This window comes from Nocardioides caldifontis, assembly GCF_008087345.1.
Taxonomy (GTDB): Bacteria; Actinomycetota; Actinomycetes; order Propionibacteriales; family Nocardioidaceae; genus Marmoricola_A; species Marmoricola_A caldifontis.
Window position 1 is genome coordinate 165,222 of record NZ_ML701736.1, and the last position, 14,060, is coordinate 179,281.

At 74.3% G+C, this 14,060-nt stretch carries 17 protein-coding genes; 4 read left to right on the forward strand and 13 right to left on the reverse strand.

Annotated elements, in window-relative coordinates; all coding sequences use genetic code 11:
* Window positions 1-70 precede the first annotated feature (70 nt).
* The 8 genes from FIP57_RS03585 to FIP57_RS03620 are packed head-to-tail and all read right to left on the reverse strand — an operon-like array spanning window position 71 to window position 7,185.
* Entirely contained in the window at window positions 71-793 is a 723-nt protein-coding gene (locus tag FIP57_RS03585; protein WP_148572064.1) for a DUF72 domain-containing protein, read from the reverse strand.
* A complete protein-coding gene (gene idi, locus FIP57_RS03590) occupies window positions 794-1,408 on the reverse strand; it encodes an isopentenyl-diphosphate Delta-isomerase (RefSeq protein ID WP_148572067.1) in 615 nt (204 codons plus the stop codon).
* Complete coding sequence (locus tag FIP57_RS03595; RefSeq protein WP_148572069.1) at window positions 1,405-2,430, reverse strand: NAD(P)/FAD-dependent oxidoreductase; 1,026 nt, start codon at window positions 2,428-2,430, stop codon at window positions 1,405-1,407. The genes idi and FIP57_RS03595 overlap by 4 nt, the downstream gene beginning before the upstream one ends.
* Window positions 2,427-2,954: an isoprenylcysteine carboxyl methyltransferase family protein gene (locus FIP57_RS03600; RefSeq protein WP_148572071.1), complete on the reverse strand. Its 528-nt coding sequence runs from the start codon at window positions 2,952-2,954 to the stop codon at window positions 2,427-2,429. The genes FIP57_RS03595 and FIP57_RS03600 overlap by 4 nt, the downstream gene beginning before the upstream one ends.
* Window positions 2,951-4,036: a type III polyketide synthase gene (locus FIP57_RS03605; RefSeq protein ID WP_148572073.1), complete on the reverse strand. Its 1,086-nt coding sequence runs from the start codon at window positions 4,034-4,036 to the stop codon at window positions 2,951-2,953. The genes FIP57_RS03600 and FIP57_RS03605 overlap by 4 nt, the downstream gene beginning before the upstream one ends.
* A 1-nt stretch (window position 4,037) precedes the next feature.
* Window positions 4,038-5,270, reverse strand: a complete 1,233-nt coding sequence (locus tag FIP57_RS03610; RefSeq protein ID WP_148572075.1) for an NAD(P)/FAD-dependent oxidoreductase — start codon at window positions 5,268-5,270, stop codon at window positions 4,038-4,040.
* Window positions 5,267-6,109 (reverse strand): UbiA family prenyltransferase, encoded by an 843-nt coding sequence (locus FIP57_RS03615; protein WP_148572527.1) that lies wholly within the window; start codon window positions 6,107-6,109, stop codon window positions 5,267-5,269. The genes FIP57_RS03610 and FIP57_RS03615 overlap by 4 nt, the downstream gene beginning before the upstream one ends.
* Window positions 6,106-7,185, reverse strand: a complete 1,080-nt coding sequence (locus FIP57_RS03620) for an NAD-dependent epimerase/dehydratase family protein (protein WP_148572077.1) — start codon at window positions 7,183-7,185, stop codon at window positions 6,106-6,108. Before FIP57_RS03620 ends, FIP57_RS03615 begins: the two co-directional genes overlap by 4 nt.
* 242 nt (window positions 7,186-7,427) lie before the next feature.
* Between FIP57_RS03620 and FIP57_RS03625 the strand changes: the two genes are divergently transcribed.
* Window positions 7,428-7,913 (forward strand): hypothetical protein, encoded by a 486-nt coding sequence (locus FIP57_RS03625; RefSeq protein ID WP_148572079.1) that lies wholly within the window; start codon window positions 7,428-7,430, stop codon window positions 7,911-7,913.
* 24 nt (window positions 7,914-7,937) lie between these two features.
* On the opposite strand, the gene FIP57_RS03630 is transcribed toward FIP57_RS03625, so the two are convergent.
* The 3 genes from FIP57_RS03630 to FIP57_RS03640 are packed head-to-tail and all read right to left on the reverse strand — an operon-like array spanning window position 7,938 to window position 9,682.
* Entirely contained in the window at window positions 7,938-8,735 is a 798-nt protein-coding gene (locus FIP57_RS03630; RefSeq protein ID WP_148572080.1) for an HAD-IIA family hydrolase, read from the reverse strand.
* Between the two features lie 35 nt (window positions 8,736-8,770).
* A complete protein-coding gene (locus FIP57_RS03635; RefSeq protein ID WP_203231042.1) occupies window positions 8,771-9,277 on the reverse strand; it encodes a 2'-5' RNA ligase family protein in 507 nt (168 codons plus the stop codon).
* A gap of 39 nt (window positions 9,278-9,316) precedes the next feature.
* Window positions 9,317-9,682 carry a hypothetical protein gene (locus tag FIP57_RS03640; protein ID WP_148572084.1) on the reverse strand — a complete coding sequence of 122 codons (366 nt, stop codon included), beginning with the start codon at window positions 9,680-9,682 and terminating at the stop codon, window positions 9,317-9,319.
* 85 nt (window positions 9,683-9,767) lie between these two features.
* On the opposite strand from FIP57_RS03640, the gene FIP57_RS03645 reads away from it, so the two are divergent.
* On the forward strand, window positions 9,768-10,331 hold the full coding sequence (locus tag FIP57_RS03645; RefSeq protein WP_148572086.1) for a sugar O-acetyltransferase: 564 nt from the start codon (window positions 9,768-9,770) through the stop codon (window positions 10,329-10,331).
* Between the two features lies 1 nt (window position 10,332).
* On the opposite strand, the gene FIP57_RS03650 is transcribed toward FIP57_RS03645, so the two are convergent.
* Entirely contained in the window at window positions 10,333-11,001 is a 669-nt protein-coding gene (locus FIP57_RS03650; protein WP_148572088.1) for a response regulator, read from the reverse strand.
* Window positions 10,998-12,179: a sensor histidine kinase gene (locus FIP57_RS03655; RefSeq protein ID WP_148572090.1), complete on the reverse strand. Its 1,182-nt coding sequence runs from the start codon at window positions 12,177-12,179 to the stop codon at window positions 10,998-11,000. The genes FIP57_RS03650 and FIP57_RS03655 overlap by 4 nt, the downstream gene beginning before the upstream one ends.
* A gap of 182 nt (window positions 12,180-12,361) precedes the next feature.
* Here FIP57_RS03655 and FIP57_RS03660 point away from each other — a divergent pair, with 182 nt between their 5' ends.
* A complete protein-coding gene (locus FIP57_RS03660; protein WP_148572092.1) occupies window positions 12,362-13,057 on the forward strand; it encodes a hypothetical protein in 696 nt (231 codons plus the stop codon).
* Between the two features lie 125 nt (window positions 13,058-13,182).
* Entirely contained in the window at window positions 13,183-14,010 is an 828-nt protein-coding gene (locus FIP57_RS03665) for an alpha/beta hydrolase (RefSeq protein ID WP_148572094.1), read from the forward strand.
* The last annotated feature ends 50 nt before the right edge of the window (window positions 14,011-14,060 follow it).

The following is a 14,060-nucleotide window of genomic DNA, read 5'->3' on the forward strand; positions in this document are numbered from 1 at the left end:
GTCCCCCCCCCCCGGGGGTGGTGGTCCGGCCCCCCCCGGGGGGGCCCCCCGGGGGGGGCGGCTCGACGGGTCAGCCGAGCAGAGCCTGCAGCCGGCGGGCGTCGTGGACGGCGTGGCCGCCGCCGTCGTTGTTGAAGTACGCGTAGACCTCGTGGCCCGAGCCCTCCCACTCGCGGATCCGGTCGGCCCACCAGCGCAGGTCGCCGTCGGAGTACGAGCCGGCGTACAGGTGGTCGTGGTCCGGGCCGTGCAGCCGCACGTACACGACGGGGGCGGTCGCGCGGAGCACGCACGGGAGGTGGGCACCGCTCATCACGCAGTACGCCGCGCCGTGGTGCTCGAGGAGGCCGAACACCGCATCGTCGTGCCAGCTCGGGTGGCGCATCTCGACGGCGACCGGCAACCAGTGCGGGAGCCGGTCGAGGAACCAGCCGAGCCGCGCGTCGTCACGGGGCTGGTCGGGCGGCAGCTGGACGAGCAGGACTCCACGGCGCTCGCCGAGCTCGTGCCACCCGCGGGCGATCCGCTCCACCCACACCTCGGGGGAGTACAGCCGCTTGCCGTGGGTGAGGCCGCGCGGCGCCTTCACCGACATCCGGAAGCCGTCGGGCAGCCGGCGGCGCCAGCTCGCGAATCCGGCGTCCCGGGGCCAGCGGTAGAACGACGCGTTGAGCTCGACCGTGCCGAACGAGCGCACGTAGTGGTCGAGCCGGGCCCGAGGGTGCGTGCCGGGCGGGTAGAGGTGGTGCTCCCAATGGTCGTAGCTCCACCCCGAGGTGCCGACGTGGACCACTCAGCCGGCGGGCCTGGCCGCGGCCGGGAGCTCGTCGGCGGACGCCTCGGCGAAGGTCGGCGCCTCACCGGGAGGGGCGGAGAGCTCCTTGGCGGCGAGCGCGGCCACCTGCTCGACGCACCAGGGGGAGACCTCGCGGGTGCCGGCGAGCACCTCGTCGCGGAAGCTCCGCCAGTCCACCCACTCGAAGGCGTCCACCTCCTCGGGGTCCGGTCGCAGCTCGTCCGGGGTGACCGCGGTGAAGACCGGGCAGAGCTCGTTCTCCATCACTCCGTTGGGCATCGTGGCGTCGTAGCGGAAGGTCGGCAGCGCCAGCTGCAGCCGCTCGATGCGGACGCCGAGCTCCTGCTCGCCGCGGCGGCGCACCGCGCCGGCCATCTCCTCGCCGGGTGCGGGGTGGCCGCAGAAGCTGTTCGTCCACACGCCGGGCCAGGTCGGCTTGTGCAGCGCCCGCCGGGTCAGCAGCAGCCGGCCGTCCGCGTCGAAGAGGTAGCAGGAGAACGCCAGGTGCAATGGCGTCCGCTCGTGGTGGACCGTCGCCTTCGGCTGGGTGCCGACGGCGTTGCCGGCGTCGTCGACGAGGACGACCTCCTCGACCCCGGTCGCGGCGCTCATGCCGGCCGCGCCAGCGTGTGGACCGCGGCGGAGAAGACGCCGGGGAGGCGGTCGGCGGCGGGCACGACGGCCCTGCGGACCGGACGGAGCCGCGTCGCGCCCACCAGGGAGGCGGTCAGCAGCCGGTAGCGGCGGGTCACGGTGTGCCACTCCCTCTCGTAGCGGGCGGGGTCGTCGGCGAGTATGGCGTCCACCGCCGCACGGGCCTGCGCCAGGGCCAGCGCGACGCCCTCGCCGGTGAGCGCGTCGACGTACCCGGCGGCGTCACCGACGAGCAGCAGCCGCCCTGCCGTCCGAGCGGTGGCGCGCTGGCGCAGCGGTCCGGCACCACGGACCTGGCTGCCCCGCTCGACACCGGCGAGCCGGTCGCGGAGCGCCGGGAAGAGCGCGAGGTGGTCGTCGAACGAGCCACGTCTCGAGGTGAGGACGGCGACGCCGACGAGGTAGTCGCCGACCGGGGTCACGTAGGCCTCGGCGGAGTCGGCCCAGTGCACCTCGACGTACGACGTCCAGGGCCGGCGTGCGAAGTGCACCCGCTGGCCGAACCTCCGGTGGCTGAACGGCCGCCCCTCCAGCCCGGCGCGGCGGCGCAGCGGCGAGTGGAGCCCGTCCGCGGCCACCAGGTACGACGCCCGGGTGCCGTCGACCTCCACGTGGTCGTCGTGCATCGCGACCTGGTCGACGGCGCGTTCCTCGACGGTGACGCCGGCCCGCTCGACGGCGTCCCGGAAGGCGGCCGACAACGCGGTCCGCCGGACGCCCCGACCGGGACCGTCGCGGAACGGTGCGGCGACCGAGCGGGTTCCCGCGACGTAGCGGATCCCGGTGAGCGGACGGCCGGGCGGCGTCACGCCGAGGTCGGCGAGCGCCGCGACCGCCCCGGGCATCAGCCCCTCGCCACAGGCCTTGTCCAGGTCCCCGGACCGGGGTTCGCGGACGACGACGGACAGCCCTGCGCGGGCGGCGTACAGCGCGGTGGCGAGGCCGGCCGGTCCGCCTCCGGCAACGACCAGGTCGGTCATGCGTCGACCCCCGTGGCCGAGCGCAGCGCGGCCTCCTCGACGCGGATCCGCACCGTGAGCAGCACTGCGTTGCAGACGGTGAAGACCACTGCCGTGATCCACGCGGAGTGCACCAACGGAAGGGCGAACCCCTCGACGACGACCGCGACGTAGTTGGGGTGCGAGAACCAGCGGTAGGGGCCGCCGGTGACCAGCGGCAGCCCGGGGACGACGATGACGCGGGTGTTCCACCGGGGTCCGAGCGTGGTGATGCACCACCAGCGCAAGGCCTGCGAGGCGAGCACGAGAGCCAGCATCGGCCATCCCAGCCACGGCTCGAAGTCCGGCCGCCGCCACCAGACCTCGACCAGGGCACCGAGCAGCAGCCCGGTGTGCAGCACGACCATCACCAGGTAGTGGCGCTGGCCCGTCTCGACGCCGCCGCGCTCCAGGCTCCAGGCGGCGTTGCGGTTCGACACCACCAGCTCGGCCAGCCGCTCCAGCGCGACGGCGGCGACCAGGACGGTGAAGAGCAGCTCGCTCATGCAGCCTCGGGCGCTCGCATCAGCACGAGCTCGGAGCAGAACCCCGGCCCCATGGCGAGCATCAGCCCGTAGGAGCCGGGGCGCGGGGGACGCGTGGCGAGGGTGTCGGCGAGGACGTTGAGGACAGAGGCGGAAGAGAGGTTCCCGATCCGCGACAGCGAGTCCCAGGTGACCTGGAGCGCCTCGCGGTCCACCTCCAGGGCGTCGGCGAGGGCCTCGAGAACCTTGGGGCCGCCGGGGTGGGCGACGTACCACTCCACGTCGGCACGGGTCAGCCCGTGGTCGCCGAGGAAGGCGTCGACGTCGTCGCCGAGGTAGTGGCGGACGATCTCCGGGACCTTCGAGTCGAGGACGATCTTCAGCCCGGTTGCGCCGACGTCCCACCCCATCGTGCGTTCGGAGTCCGGGTAGAGCCGGCTGCGGGAGGCGAGCACCTCGGGCCGCGTGGTGTCGGGCGGTCCGTCGATCAGCGCGGCGCGGCCCTCGCCGACGGCGACCACCGCGGCGGCGCCGTCCCCGAAGAGCCCGCTGGCGACCAGGTTCGCCATCGAGGCGTCCTGCTTCTGCAGGGTCAGCGAGCAGAGCTCGACCGCCATCAGCACCGCCACCTGGTCAGGGTGGCCGACGAGGTAGTCGTGGAGCCGCGCGACCCCGGCGGCCCCAGCCACGCAGCCCAGCCCGACGATCGGCACGCGCACCACGTCGGGCCGGAGCCCGATCGCCGCGGCCACCCGCGCGTCGAGCGACGGCACGGCGAGGCCGGTCACGGTGCAGGAGACGATCACGTCGACGTCCTCGGGGGTGAGCCCGGCGGCCTTCAGGGCCTCGGTCACCGCCCGCCCGCCCAGCTCGACGCCGGCGGCGATGAACGCGTCGTTGGCCTCGCCGAAGTCGGCCAGCTCGCCGTACCGCTCCAACGGCATCGCGAGGTGACGGGTGGCCACCCCGGCGTTGCCGTGCAGCCGCCGGACGACCCGGTCGTCGACGGTGTCGCGCAGGATCGTGTCGACGAACGCGTCGGTGATCTCCTCCTGCGCGTAGCGGTGGTCGGGCAGCACGCCTCGCACGCTCAGCACACGCATGTCAGTCCTCCTCGGTGGGTGCGGGGACGTCGCGCCCGGACGGTGCTCCGGAGCGGACGGGGACCCGGGCCGTGGCCGTCGCGCGGTGCGCCACGTGGCCGGCCAGGGAACGGGTCATCCAGGTCAGGATCGTCGGGGTCAGCCTTCCCCGTCCGAGGCCGAGCTCGACGAGGTCGTCGAAGACCTCCTGGTCGGCCGCGGTGGCGCGCAGCCCGGCGTCGAGCGCCCGGCCCGAGCGGCAGATCCGGGCAGCGACCGCGGTGTGGCGCAGGTGGCTGCCGAGCAGCCTGCGGGTGCTCCGGCGGTGCCGCGCGGCCGCCCCCTCCGGGTCGCCCGCCGCGATCGCCACGGCAGCGGCTCGCCCGGCGAGCACGCCGGTCGCGACCGCGTAGTAGATCCCCTCGCCGGTCATCGGGTTCACCAGCCGGGCCGCATCACCGGCGAGGAGGACCCGCCCCCGGCCGGGCACGGCGCCTCGCCAGCCCGAGAGCGGCAGCTGGTGCCCCTGCCACTGCTCGCCGCCGTCGGTCGCGCCCGGGAGGAGCTCGTCGAGCCGTTCGAGGAGGGCGGCGCGGGTCGGCCGGTCGGCGCCGACCAGCTCGCCGTACCCGACGTTGCACCAGCCGTCGCCGCGGTTGAAGGACCAGGCGTACGCCGGCTGGCGCGCGGTCCCGAACGCGATCACCTGGGCGTGGGCGCGACCGGGAGGCGTGGGGGCGTAGCCGCGCAGCGCCACCGCCATCTGCCCGCTCCTCCCGTCCAGCCCCCGCCGCAGCACCGAGTGGGCACCGTCGGCCCCGACCACCACCGAGGCCCGGTAGCGGCCGTCGACCACGACGCCCCCGCCGTCCGGCTCGACGGTCCGGACCCGGTGGCGCCGCAGCTCGGCTCCGGCCGCCTGTGCGGCCTCCACGAGCCGGTGGTCGAAGACGGTTCGCGGGACGACGTACGCCGGACGGGTCATCTCCCGGTCGGCGACCAGCGGGCCGCGCGCGAGCCGGAGCCGGCGGACCTCCACCCGGTCGTCGAGGAGCCCGGTGACGCCGACCTCCTCGAGCACGTCGAGGACGTGCGGTGCGATGCCGTCACCGCAGGGCTTGTCGCGGGGGAAGTCGGCGCGGTCGAGGAGCAGCACCCGGAGCCGCGGGTCGGCGCGCAGCGCCCCGAGGGCAGCGGTGGCGCCGGCCGGTCCGGCGCCCACGACCGCGACGTCGACGTGCTCGAGCCCCGTCATCCGACCACCACCGCCAGGACCACGACGTCGACCAGCGCGATCGCCACGGCGGCCGCGAACGGCGCCTTGCCGCGGCCGAGCAGCGTCACCACGCCGAGCGCCCCGACGACGACGAGCACCGCCCACCCCCACGAGGGGGTGTCGACCGGGCCGAGCACGGTGGCGAGCGAGGCGCCGACGAGCAGCGCGGTGGCGACGCCACGGCTGGCCGTCGCGCCGATCCGGTGCGGGAGCCCGCGCACGCCGGTGCGCTCGTCGTCGTCGAGGTCGGGCAGCGTGTTGAGGAAGTGCGCACCGACGCCGAGCGCGGCGGCGGCAGCGACGGTCCACCAGGCCGGCGCCGCGGGGTCGGGGCCGGCGAGCGAGACGACCGCCGGCAACGCGCCGAACGCGGCCGCGTAGGGGAGCCACGAGAAGGCGGTCGCCTTCATCCCGAGGTTGTAGGCGTGGCCGCCGCCGACGCCGAGCACCAGGTGGACGACGGCGCTGCGCCAGCCGGCTGCGAGGGAGAGCGCCACGCACCCCACCGCGGCGGCCACCAGGCAGCCGCGCACCAGCCGCGGCGTCAGCCGGCCGTCGACGAGCGGCTTGTCGGTGCGGCCGACCGCCCGGTCGCGTGCGGCGTCGAGCAGGTCGTTGCCCCAGCCGATCGTCAGCTGCCCGGCGAGGACGGCCGTAGTGACGACCACCCCGGTCGTGGGGTCCAGGCTGGACGCGGTCGCGAGCAGCGCGGCGATCGCCGTGACGGCGAGCGCGGGACCGCCGTGGGCCGCGGTGAGGAGGGCCGCTGCGGTCGCGCCGCCACCGTGCGCGCGCGCCGGCGCCGCCGAGGGGCTCAGGGCCGCTGCCGTTCGCTGACCGGCCCGCGGCGCAACGCCTCGCGTGCCTGTCCCAGCACCGTCCGGGGCCGCAGGACCGGCGTGCGGTCCGACGCGGTGTCCCGCATGCCGTCGACCACCTCGCGGAAGACCGTCATGGCGTCGACAGTAGGCGTCCAGCCCAGCTCGCGGAAGGCGCGGCCGCAGTCGAGCAGCGGCACCGTCGAGCCCATGTCGAGCCAGCCCGGGTCGACCTGCTGGAGGTGGACCTTCCAGCTCGCGGCCACGACCGGTCGCAGCACGCCGCTCGGGACGTGCACCAGGCGGGCGCCGAGGACCTCGGCCATCCGGGCGGCGGTCAGCGGCGGTTCGGCGGCGAGGTTGAACGCTCCCGCGGCCTTGCGGTCGAGGACCCGGACGATCGCGTCGGCCACGTCGTCGCTGTGCACCAGCGGGATCGTGAGGCCGCGGTCGACCGGGAGCACCGGGAGGAGCGACAGCGCCCGGCCGGGGACGAACCCGGGGACGCCGTACCGCAGCAGGGCGCTGCCCGCGGACCGCTGCCCGACGATCCCCGGCCGCAGCCGCGTGAGCACGGTCGTGGTCCCCGCGCGCTCGTGCGCGTCGAGGAGCCGTTCGGCGGCGGCCTTGCTGCGGCTGTACCAGGAGGTCGGGATGCCGTCGGTCGGCCAGCTCTCGTCGACCGGCCGGTCGTCGCGCTTGGCCGAGTAGGCGCCGACCGACGACATGTGCACCAGGTGCGGCACGTCCGCGGCCGCGACGGCGTCGAGCACGCGGCGGGTGCCGCCGGTGCCGAGCTCCTCGAGGTACGCCGTGTCGTGCGACGGCTGGAACCCCCAGGCGAGGTGGACGACGGCGTCGGCCCCCTCGAAGGCCTGCCACAACGTGGGGGCGCTGCCCTCCCTGCTGAGGTCGACCGGGACCCAGTCGACCGCCGCGAGGTGGGGCGGCACGTCGTCGGTGGGCTCCGGGGTTCTGCGGACCAGCCCGACGACCTGGTGGCCGCCGTCGGCGTGCAGTCGGCGCAGCAGCGCCGACCCGACGTTGCCGCTCGCACCGGTCACGACGACACGCATGAGGACCTCTCGGCAGGGGACGGTGTGCCGACCCGTACCCCCATCGACCCGGGTCAACCGGCCCGGCAGGGGAAGGACGGACGGACTGGTTGCAACGCCCAAGCGTCACCTCGCCGATGGCCCGGGTGGACCGGTGCTCCACGGCCGTTCGGACCATTTCCGGACCAGCCTCGACGCGGCGGGACCTCAGGCGGCTCACGTCGGGCGTCCGGTGGCCGATGATCCTCGCGGGAGGTGCCACCATGACGTTCACGTGCGACAGGTGTCATGGCGACTACCGTGCTCGGGAGGCGAACGCGGTCGCTCACATCTACGTCAAGGACAGCCGCTGCAACCACGTCGAGGCGCGGTGCACGAACTGCGGGACGACGGAGGTGATCTTCCTCGGCCCGCACCGGATCGAGGACGTGATCCGCGGCGGCAACCTCCAGGTGGAGGTGCTCGCCGAGGCGACTGCCGGGCTGCGGGTGCGGGCGGAGAACGCCTGGGCCGCGGCCGAGAAGGCCACCGCCCCCGAGGGGGAGCACCGACCGTCGGGGCGCACCGGCACCTCGAGCGCGGGGATCGAGCCCACCACCGACCAGGTGCGGACCTACGACCTCACGCCGCGCCACGAGGAGCTGATCGCCGGCTTCGGCGAGGCGCTGCTCAACATCCCCGACGAGCTGCTCTGGGACGGCATGGAGGGGGAGTCGCAGCGCGAGCACCCCGAGCGCTGGACCGACTGACTCGAACGGGTCGAGCCGGGCTGCTCACCCTCCCCACTCGTCGATCAGCTCGACGAGGTCGGCGACCGAGTCGAAGACGTGGGTCGCCTTGTAGGGGAACCGCCCGACCGCCTCACGCCGCGTCGACCCGGTCAGCACCAGGATCGTCCGCAGCCCGGCCTCGAGCCCGGCGACCACGTCGGTGTCCATCCGGTCGCCGACCATCACCGTGGTCTCGGAGTGGGCGTCGATCCGGTTCAGCGCCGAGCGCATCATCAGCGGGTTCGGCTTGCCCACGAAGTACGGCGCCACGCCGGTCGCCCGGGTGACGAGCGCGGCGACCGAGCCGGTGGCCGGGATCGGCCCCTGCGCCGACGGCCCGGTCGGGTCCGGGTTCGTCGCGATGAACCGGGCGCCGCGCTCCACGAGCCGGATCGCGGTGGTGATCGCCTCGAACGAGTAGGTGCGCGTCTCGCCGAGGACCACGTAGTCCGGGTCCTGGTCGGTCATCACGTAGCCGATCCCGTGCATGGCGGTGGTCAGCCCCGCCTCGCCGATGACGTACGCCGTGCCCTGCGGCCGTTGCTGGTCGAGGAACTGGGCCGTCGCCAGCGCGCTGGTCCAGATCGACTCCTCCGGGACCTCGATGCCGCCCCGGGCCAGCCGGGCCTGGAGGTCGCGGGCGGTGTAGATCGAGTTGTTGGTGAGCAGCAGGAACGGCAGCTCCCGTTCGCGCAACGTCCGGACGAAGTCCGCGGCGCCGGGGATCGCCTCCTCCTCGTGGACGAGCACGCCGTCCATGTCGGAGAGCCAGGCACGGACCGGGGGCGTCGTCTGCTCCATGTCCCGATCGTGGCAGACGGCTGTGCGGCCGTGGCTCACACGACGTGCGGCAGCGGGTGGCGCATGCCGGTGCTGGTGTCGACCAGCGCCACGCTGGTGCCTACGGAAACCAGCGGCAGGACGTCGTAGACGGCGGCGGCGACCGCGGGGAGCTGGTCGAGGTGGAGCCGTGGCGCGAGCGTCAGGTGGGGCACCCAGTCGCCCGGGACGTAGTGCCGGTGCAGCTCCGCGCCGGTGGTCGCGCACGCCGTGGCGACGATCTCCTGCCGCTGCGCCAGCTCCGCCGTCACCGCGGGGGCCAGCCAGCACCGGCTCCGGCGGAAGGTGCCGAAGGCGTCGAACCGCAGCTCGACCGGCTCGCGGGCCGGGAGGGCGGAGAGCGCGTCGCGGACGGCGTCGAGGTCGTAGCTCCGCAGCGACGCGTAGGACAGGTGCGGGACGTGGCGGCCGTGGGTGTGGGTGAGCAGCGTCGGGACGCCGCCGTCCTCGAGCCGCCGCCACAACCGGCGTACGGCGGCGTCACCCCGTGCGTCGAGGAGCACGCAGACGGCGAGGGCGATGGCCGACCACCTCCCTCCCGGTCAGCTCTCCCAGGGAGCGTCCTCGCCCATCTTGGCGTAGTACTTCGCCAGGTGGCTCTTCACCCGGTCGATGTCCTTGTCGGGCAGGTCGATGCCTCCGCGTGCGCCCTGCATGATGTTGCCCGCGGCCATGACGCCGCGGGGGACGGCCTTCAGCTTCCCGTCGACGACGTCGGCGACGAGGAGCTTGTAGCCGGTGAAGTTCTCCTTCTTGTCCGCGTCGTACCACACGTGGGCGTCGCGGTACTTCTCGTTGGGCTCGTCGTTCGCCCCGGCCCACTCGCGCACGCGCTTCTCGGCGGCGCCGCCGTCCCACTCGCGGTCGCGGTCGGCCAGTGGCAGGTCCTGGAAGGCGGTGACCGCCATCTCCACCTCCTGTGCTCGGGTTGCCCGTGGTCACCCCGTACCCCGCCTCGGGCCGGGAACACCGCCGGCTCGCTACGGTCGGCGCATGACGAGCGACGAGCGGAGCATGCGGGAGCGGATGCTCGCCGGGGAGCCCTACATCGCCGACGAGTCGGTCGGCACGCTGCACGAGGCGGCGATGGAGCTGCTCGAGGCCTACAACGCCACCTCGGTCCGCGAGCCGGCCCGTCGGCGCGAGCTCCTCGAGCGGCTGCTCGGCTCCGTGGGCGAGGAGACGGTCGTCCGGCCGCCGTTGTACGTCGACTACGGCAGCAACCTCACCATCGGTCGCGGCACCTTCGTGAACTTCGGGCTGGTCGCGCTGGACGTCGCCGCGATCACCATCGGCGACGACGTCCAGATCGGCCCCAACGTGCAGCTGCTCACCCCGACCCACCCGGTCGACCCCGAGTCGCGGCGGCAGAAGTGGGAGAGCGCGGAGCCGATCACGATCGGCGACAACGTGTGGCTCGGTGGCGGGGCGATCGTGTGCCCCGGCGTGAGGATCGGCGAGAACACCGTCGTGGGTGCCGGTGCCGTGGTCGCGAAGGACCTGCCGGCGAACGTGGTCGCGGTCGGCAACCCGGCGCGGGTGGTCCGGGAGCTCTGAGTCAGGCTTCGCCCGGCCGCACCAGCCCCGTCTCGTACGCCGCGACCACAGCCTGGACCCGGTCGCGCAGCCCGAGCTTGGTGAGCACGCCCGACACGTGGGTCTTCACGGTGGCCTCGCCGACGTAGAGCCGGGCGGCGATCTCGGCGTTCGACATCCCCTTGGCGATCAGCCGCAGCACGTCCTTCTCGCGCTCGGTCAGCGCGGCGAGCTCGGCGGCCGGCTGCGTGCGCAGCGGCGAGGCGCTCGCGAACGACTCGATGACCCGTAGGGTGACCGTCGGGTCCAGCAGCCCACCACCCGAGGCCACCGTCCGCACCGCGTCGATGAGCCGTTCGGGAGGCGCGACCTTGAGGAGGAACCCGCTGACCCCGGCCCGGAGCGCGGCCTCGACGTAGGCGTCCTCGTCGAAGGTCGTCAGCATCACCACCCGGGTCTCGGGGACCGCGGCCAGGACGCGGCGTGCACCTTCGAGCCCGTCCACACCGGGCATCCGGATGTCCATGAGCACGACGTCAGGGCGCAGCTCGGCGGCGGCCTGCTCGGCCGCCGCGCCGTCCTGCGCCTCGCCGACCACCTCGATGTCCGGCTCGGCGGTCAGCACCATCCGGAGCCCGACCCGGACCATCGCCTCGTCGTCGACGAGGACGACCCGGACCGGCGCGCTCACCGCCACCTGCCCGTCAGCGGCAGCCGGGCGTGCACCCGGAAGCCGCCGTCGCCACGGGGGCCCGCCTCGAGGGTGCCGCCGAACATCGCTGCGCGCTCCCGCATGCCCACCAGGCCGTGGCCGCCCACGTCGCTCGCGCCGACGGCGACGGGCACCCGGGCTCGCTCGTTCTCGACGGCGATCTCGACGGCGTCGGCGGCGTGGCGGACGGACACGGTCGTCACCGCGTCGGGGGAGTGGCGCAGGACGTTGGTGAGCGCCTCCTGCAGGATCCGGTAGGCCGTCACGTCCAGGGCCCTCGGCAGCGCCGCCGCCTCGCCGTCGACCACGAGCGTGACCGGCAGGCCTGCCGCGCGGACGTCGGTGACGAGCTCCTCGGCGCGGGCGAGGGAGGGGACGACCGCCGCCGGCTCGCCGGTCCCGGACTCGCGCAGGATGCCGACCAGCGAGCGGAGCTCCTCGACCGACTGCCGGCCGAGCCGCTCGATCCCCAGCATGACCTCACGCTCGGTGGGTCGGTCGGCGAGCACGTCCTCGAGCTGGCGGCGCAACCCGCCGACCTGCAGGGTCATCACGCTCACCGAGTGGGCGACCGCGTCGTGCACCTCGCGCGCGATCCGGGTGCGCTCCTCGACCACCGCGGCGTGGGCGGTCGCCTCGCGCTGGGCATCCAGGACGGCGGTCAGCTCGACGAGCTGGGCGGAGCGCTGCTGCTCCCGCCGGACGAGCGCCCCGGCCCACCGGCCCGGGAGGAACACCGCCGGGAAGAAGATCGTGTCCCAGCTGATCCCGTCGTGCACCGCGGCGTCGGTGGCCAGGAAGACGACGACCGCCCCGAGGGTGCCGACCAGGGACGCGCGCGCGGAGACGGCGTACCCCGCCCAACCGACGGCGAGCAGCGTGGCGATGAGCCCCGAGCCTCCTGGTCCGGGGCCGCCGAGCGCGGCGGTGAGCGGGTAGAAGAGCGCGACCAGGACAGGCGCCGCGGCCGGGTAGCGCGCAGCGAGGAGGAACCCGGCTCCGATCCAGAACGCACCGATCGCGAGCGGCGCGAAGTCGACGCGGTAGGTGGTGTCGAGCCACGACTCCGTCAGCGCGAGCGCGGTGAGGATCGGTGCCGCGACGAGCGGGAACAGGCGCGGGTCGCGCAGCCTCGTGCGACTGTCCGGGCGGCTCATGGCGTCACCTTAGGGGCGGGACCTCCGCCCTGTGATCCGCCACGAGGGGGAGGGGAGACGCCGTCGCCTTCCGCCGTACGACGGAGGCAGGTCGGTGCGTCACGGGCGAGGCGGGGTGACCTGGCGCGGCCGGAGAGTTCCGGTGTCGCCGAGGGACGGCGCCACCCGAACAGGAGGACCTGATGACCACCACCGCATCGCCCGTCACCACTCCCGACCGCGCCGACGCGTCACCGCGCTGGAGCGGCTCCATGAAGCTCGCCGGCGGCATCGCCCTCGTCGCCGGTGTCCTCTGCTGGTCCGCGGGGATGGTGTTCTCGCCGGACTCCGAGAGCATGAAGGACGCGGACTACATCGCCTCGATGGCCCGGGACCTCACGAACACCCAGATCTCGGCGCTGTTCCTGCACTATGCCAACCTCCTCCTGGGGGTCGGCGTCCTGGCCGCCCCGTCGCTGGTCCGCGGGGCCCGCGGCCTGGGCATGGTGGTGGTCGGTGCGCTGATGACCTGCCTCGGCTGCCTCAACGTCTCGGGGATGGTCCTCAGCGACTGGTGGAACGCCGCCACCGGACGGCTGCTGTCCGAGGAGCAGGCCGTCGCGGTCTTCCGGCACGTGCAGGACGCGTCGCTGCTGCCGATCTGGAAGGGCACGGAGATCTTCGCGATGCTCGGCATCGTGGTGGTCCTCGCCGGCCTCGCCCGCGCCGGGGTCCTCGGCTGGTGGACGATCGGCGTCTACGTGCTGGGCTTCGTCGGCCTGATGGTCTGGGGCGCCACCCTGCCGCTCGCCGCTGCCGCCGGCGTCCTGGTCGCCTTCTCGCCCCTCGCGGTCGTCGGCATCCGGCTGGTGCAGCGGTACCGGCTCGAGACCCGCTGAGCTCGCAGCCCCGTTCCCGACGTACGGACGGTTCCAGCAACTGGAACCGTCCGTACGTCGGAAACCAGGGCGTCCACGAGAGGTCGTACGTCGGGAGCAGCGTACGGCGGCGGCAGACTTGGGTCATGGCGTCGTGGCCGCGAAGGATCGGGCGGGCGGCGTTGGTGCTGCTCGTGCTGGGAGGTGTGGGGTTGGCAGGGTTGTGGGCGTTCCAGCGACAGCTGATCTACTTCCCCGACCCGGCTCCGGTGGGTGAGGCCGCACGGGTCCTCGACGGAGCGGAGGACGTCACGCTGAGCACGGCCGACGGGCTGGAGCTCGGCGCATGGCTGGTCCACCCGCGAGCGGCGGTCGACCGCGGATGGGCGGTGCTCGTGCTCCCCGGCAACGGCGGCAACCGGGCCGGACGGGTCGGGCTCGCCGACCTGCTGCAGGACGAGGGGTTCACGGTCCTGCTCGTCGACTACCGGGGGTACGGCGGCAACGCGGGCGACCCCTCGGAGGAGGGGCTGGCCCAGGACGCCGACGCAGCGGTGGCCCTGCTCGAGGAGCGGGGCTTCACCGCCGACCGCACGGTGTACCTGGGGGAGTCGCTCGGCACCGGGGTGGCCGCGGCCCTGGCGATCCGGCACCCGCCGGCCGGGATGGTGCTGCGCTCGCCGTTCACCGAGCTCGCGGCGGTCGGCGCCCACCACTACCCGTGGCTCCCGGTCCGGCTGCTGCTCCGCGACCGGTTCCCGGTGCTCGCGCACGTGCGGGAGAGCGACGTACCGGTGGTCGTGGTGCGCGGCAGCGCCGACGACGTGGTGCCGACCGGGCTCAGCGCCGAGGTGGCCGCCGGGGCGCGGAACCTGGTCGAGGACAAGGTCCTCGAGGGCGTCGGCCACAACGACCCCGAGATGTTCGGGAGCGACGTCGTCGACGCGGTGGTGCTGCTCGCCGAGCGCGGCTAGGGATCAGAGGATCGAGGCCGTGGCCGCACGGGTGCACGTGGTCGAGCACC

Bases quoted from the DNA above. Each gene is read 5' to 3' on its own strand.
- idi (WP_148572067.1), bottom strand. From the start codon at position 1,408: ATGAGCGCCGCGACCGGGGTCGAGGAGGTCGTCCTCGTCGACGACGCC.
- FIP57_RS03595 (WP_148572069.1), bottom strand. From the start codon at position 2,430: ATGACCGACCTGGTCGTTGCCGGAGGCGGACCGGCCGGCCTCGCCACC.
- FIP57_RS03600 (WP_148572071.1), bottom strand. From the start codon at position 2,954: ATGAGCGAGCTGCTCTTCACCGTCCTGGTCGCCGCCGTCGCGCTGGAG.
- FIP57_RS03605 (WP_148572073.1), bottom strand. From the start codon at position 4,036: ATGCGTGTGCTGAGCGTGCGAGGCGTGCTGCCCGACCACCGCTACGCG.
- FIP57_RS03610 (WP_148572075.1), bottom strand. From the start codon at position 5,270: ATGACGGGGCTCGAGCACGTCGACGTCGCGGTCGTGGGCGCCGGACCG.
- FIP57_RS03620 (WP_148572077.1), bottom strand. From the start codon at position 7,185: ATGCGTGTCGTCGTGACCGGTGCGAGCGGCAACGTCGGGTCGGCGCTG.
- FIP57_RS03625 (WP_148572079.1), top strand. From the start codon at position 7,428: ATGACGTTCACGTGCGACAGGTGTCATGGCGACTACCGTGCTCGGGAG.
- FIP57_RS03630 (WP_148572080.1), bottom strand. From the start codon at position 8,735: ATGGAGCAGACGACGCCCCCGGTCCGTGCCTGGCTCTCCGACATGGAC.
- FIP57_RS03640 (WP_148572084.1), bottom strand. From the start codon at position 9,682: ATGGCGGTCACCGCCTTCCAGGACCTGCCACTGGCCGACCGCGACCGC.
- FIP57_RS03645 (WP_148572086.1), top strand. From the start codon at position 9,768: ATGACGAGCGACGAGCGGAGCATGCGGGAGCGGATGCTCGCCGGGGAG.
- FIP57_RS03655 (WP_148572090.1), bottom strand. From the start codon at position 12,179: ATGAGCCGCCCGGACAGTCGCACGAGGCTGCGCGACCCGCGCCTGTTC.
- FIP57_RS03660 (WP_148572092.1), top strand. From the start codon at position 12,362: ATGACCACCACCGCATCGCCCGTCACCACTCCCGACCGCGCCGACGCG.
- FIP57_RS03665 (WP_148572094.1), top strand. From the start codon at position 13,183: ATGGCGTCGTGGCCGCGAAGGATCGGGCGGGCGGCGTTGGTGCTGCTC.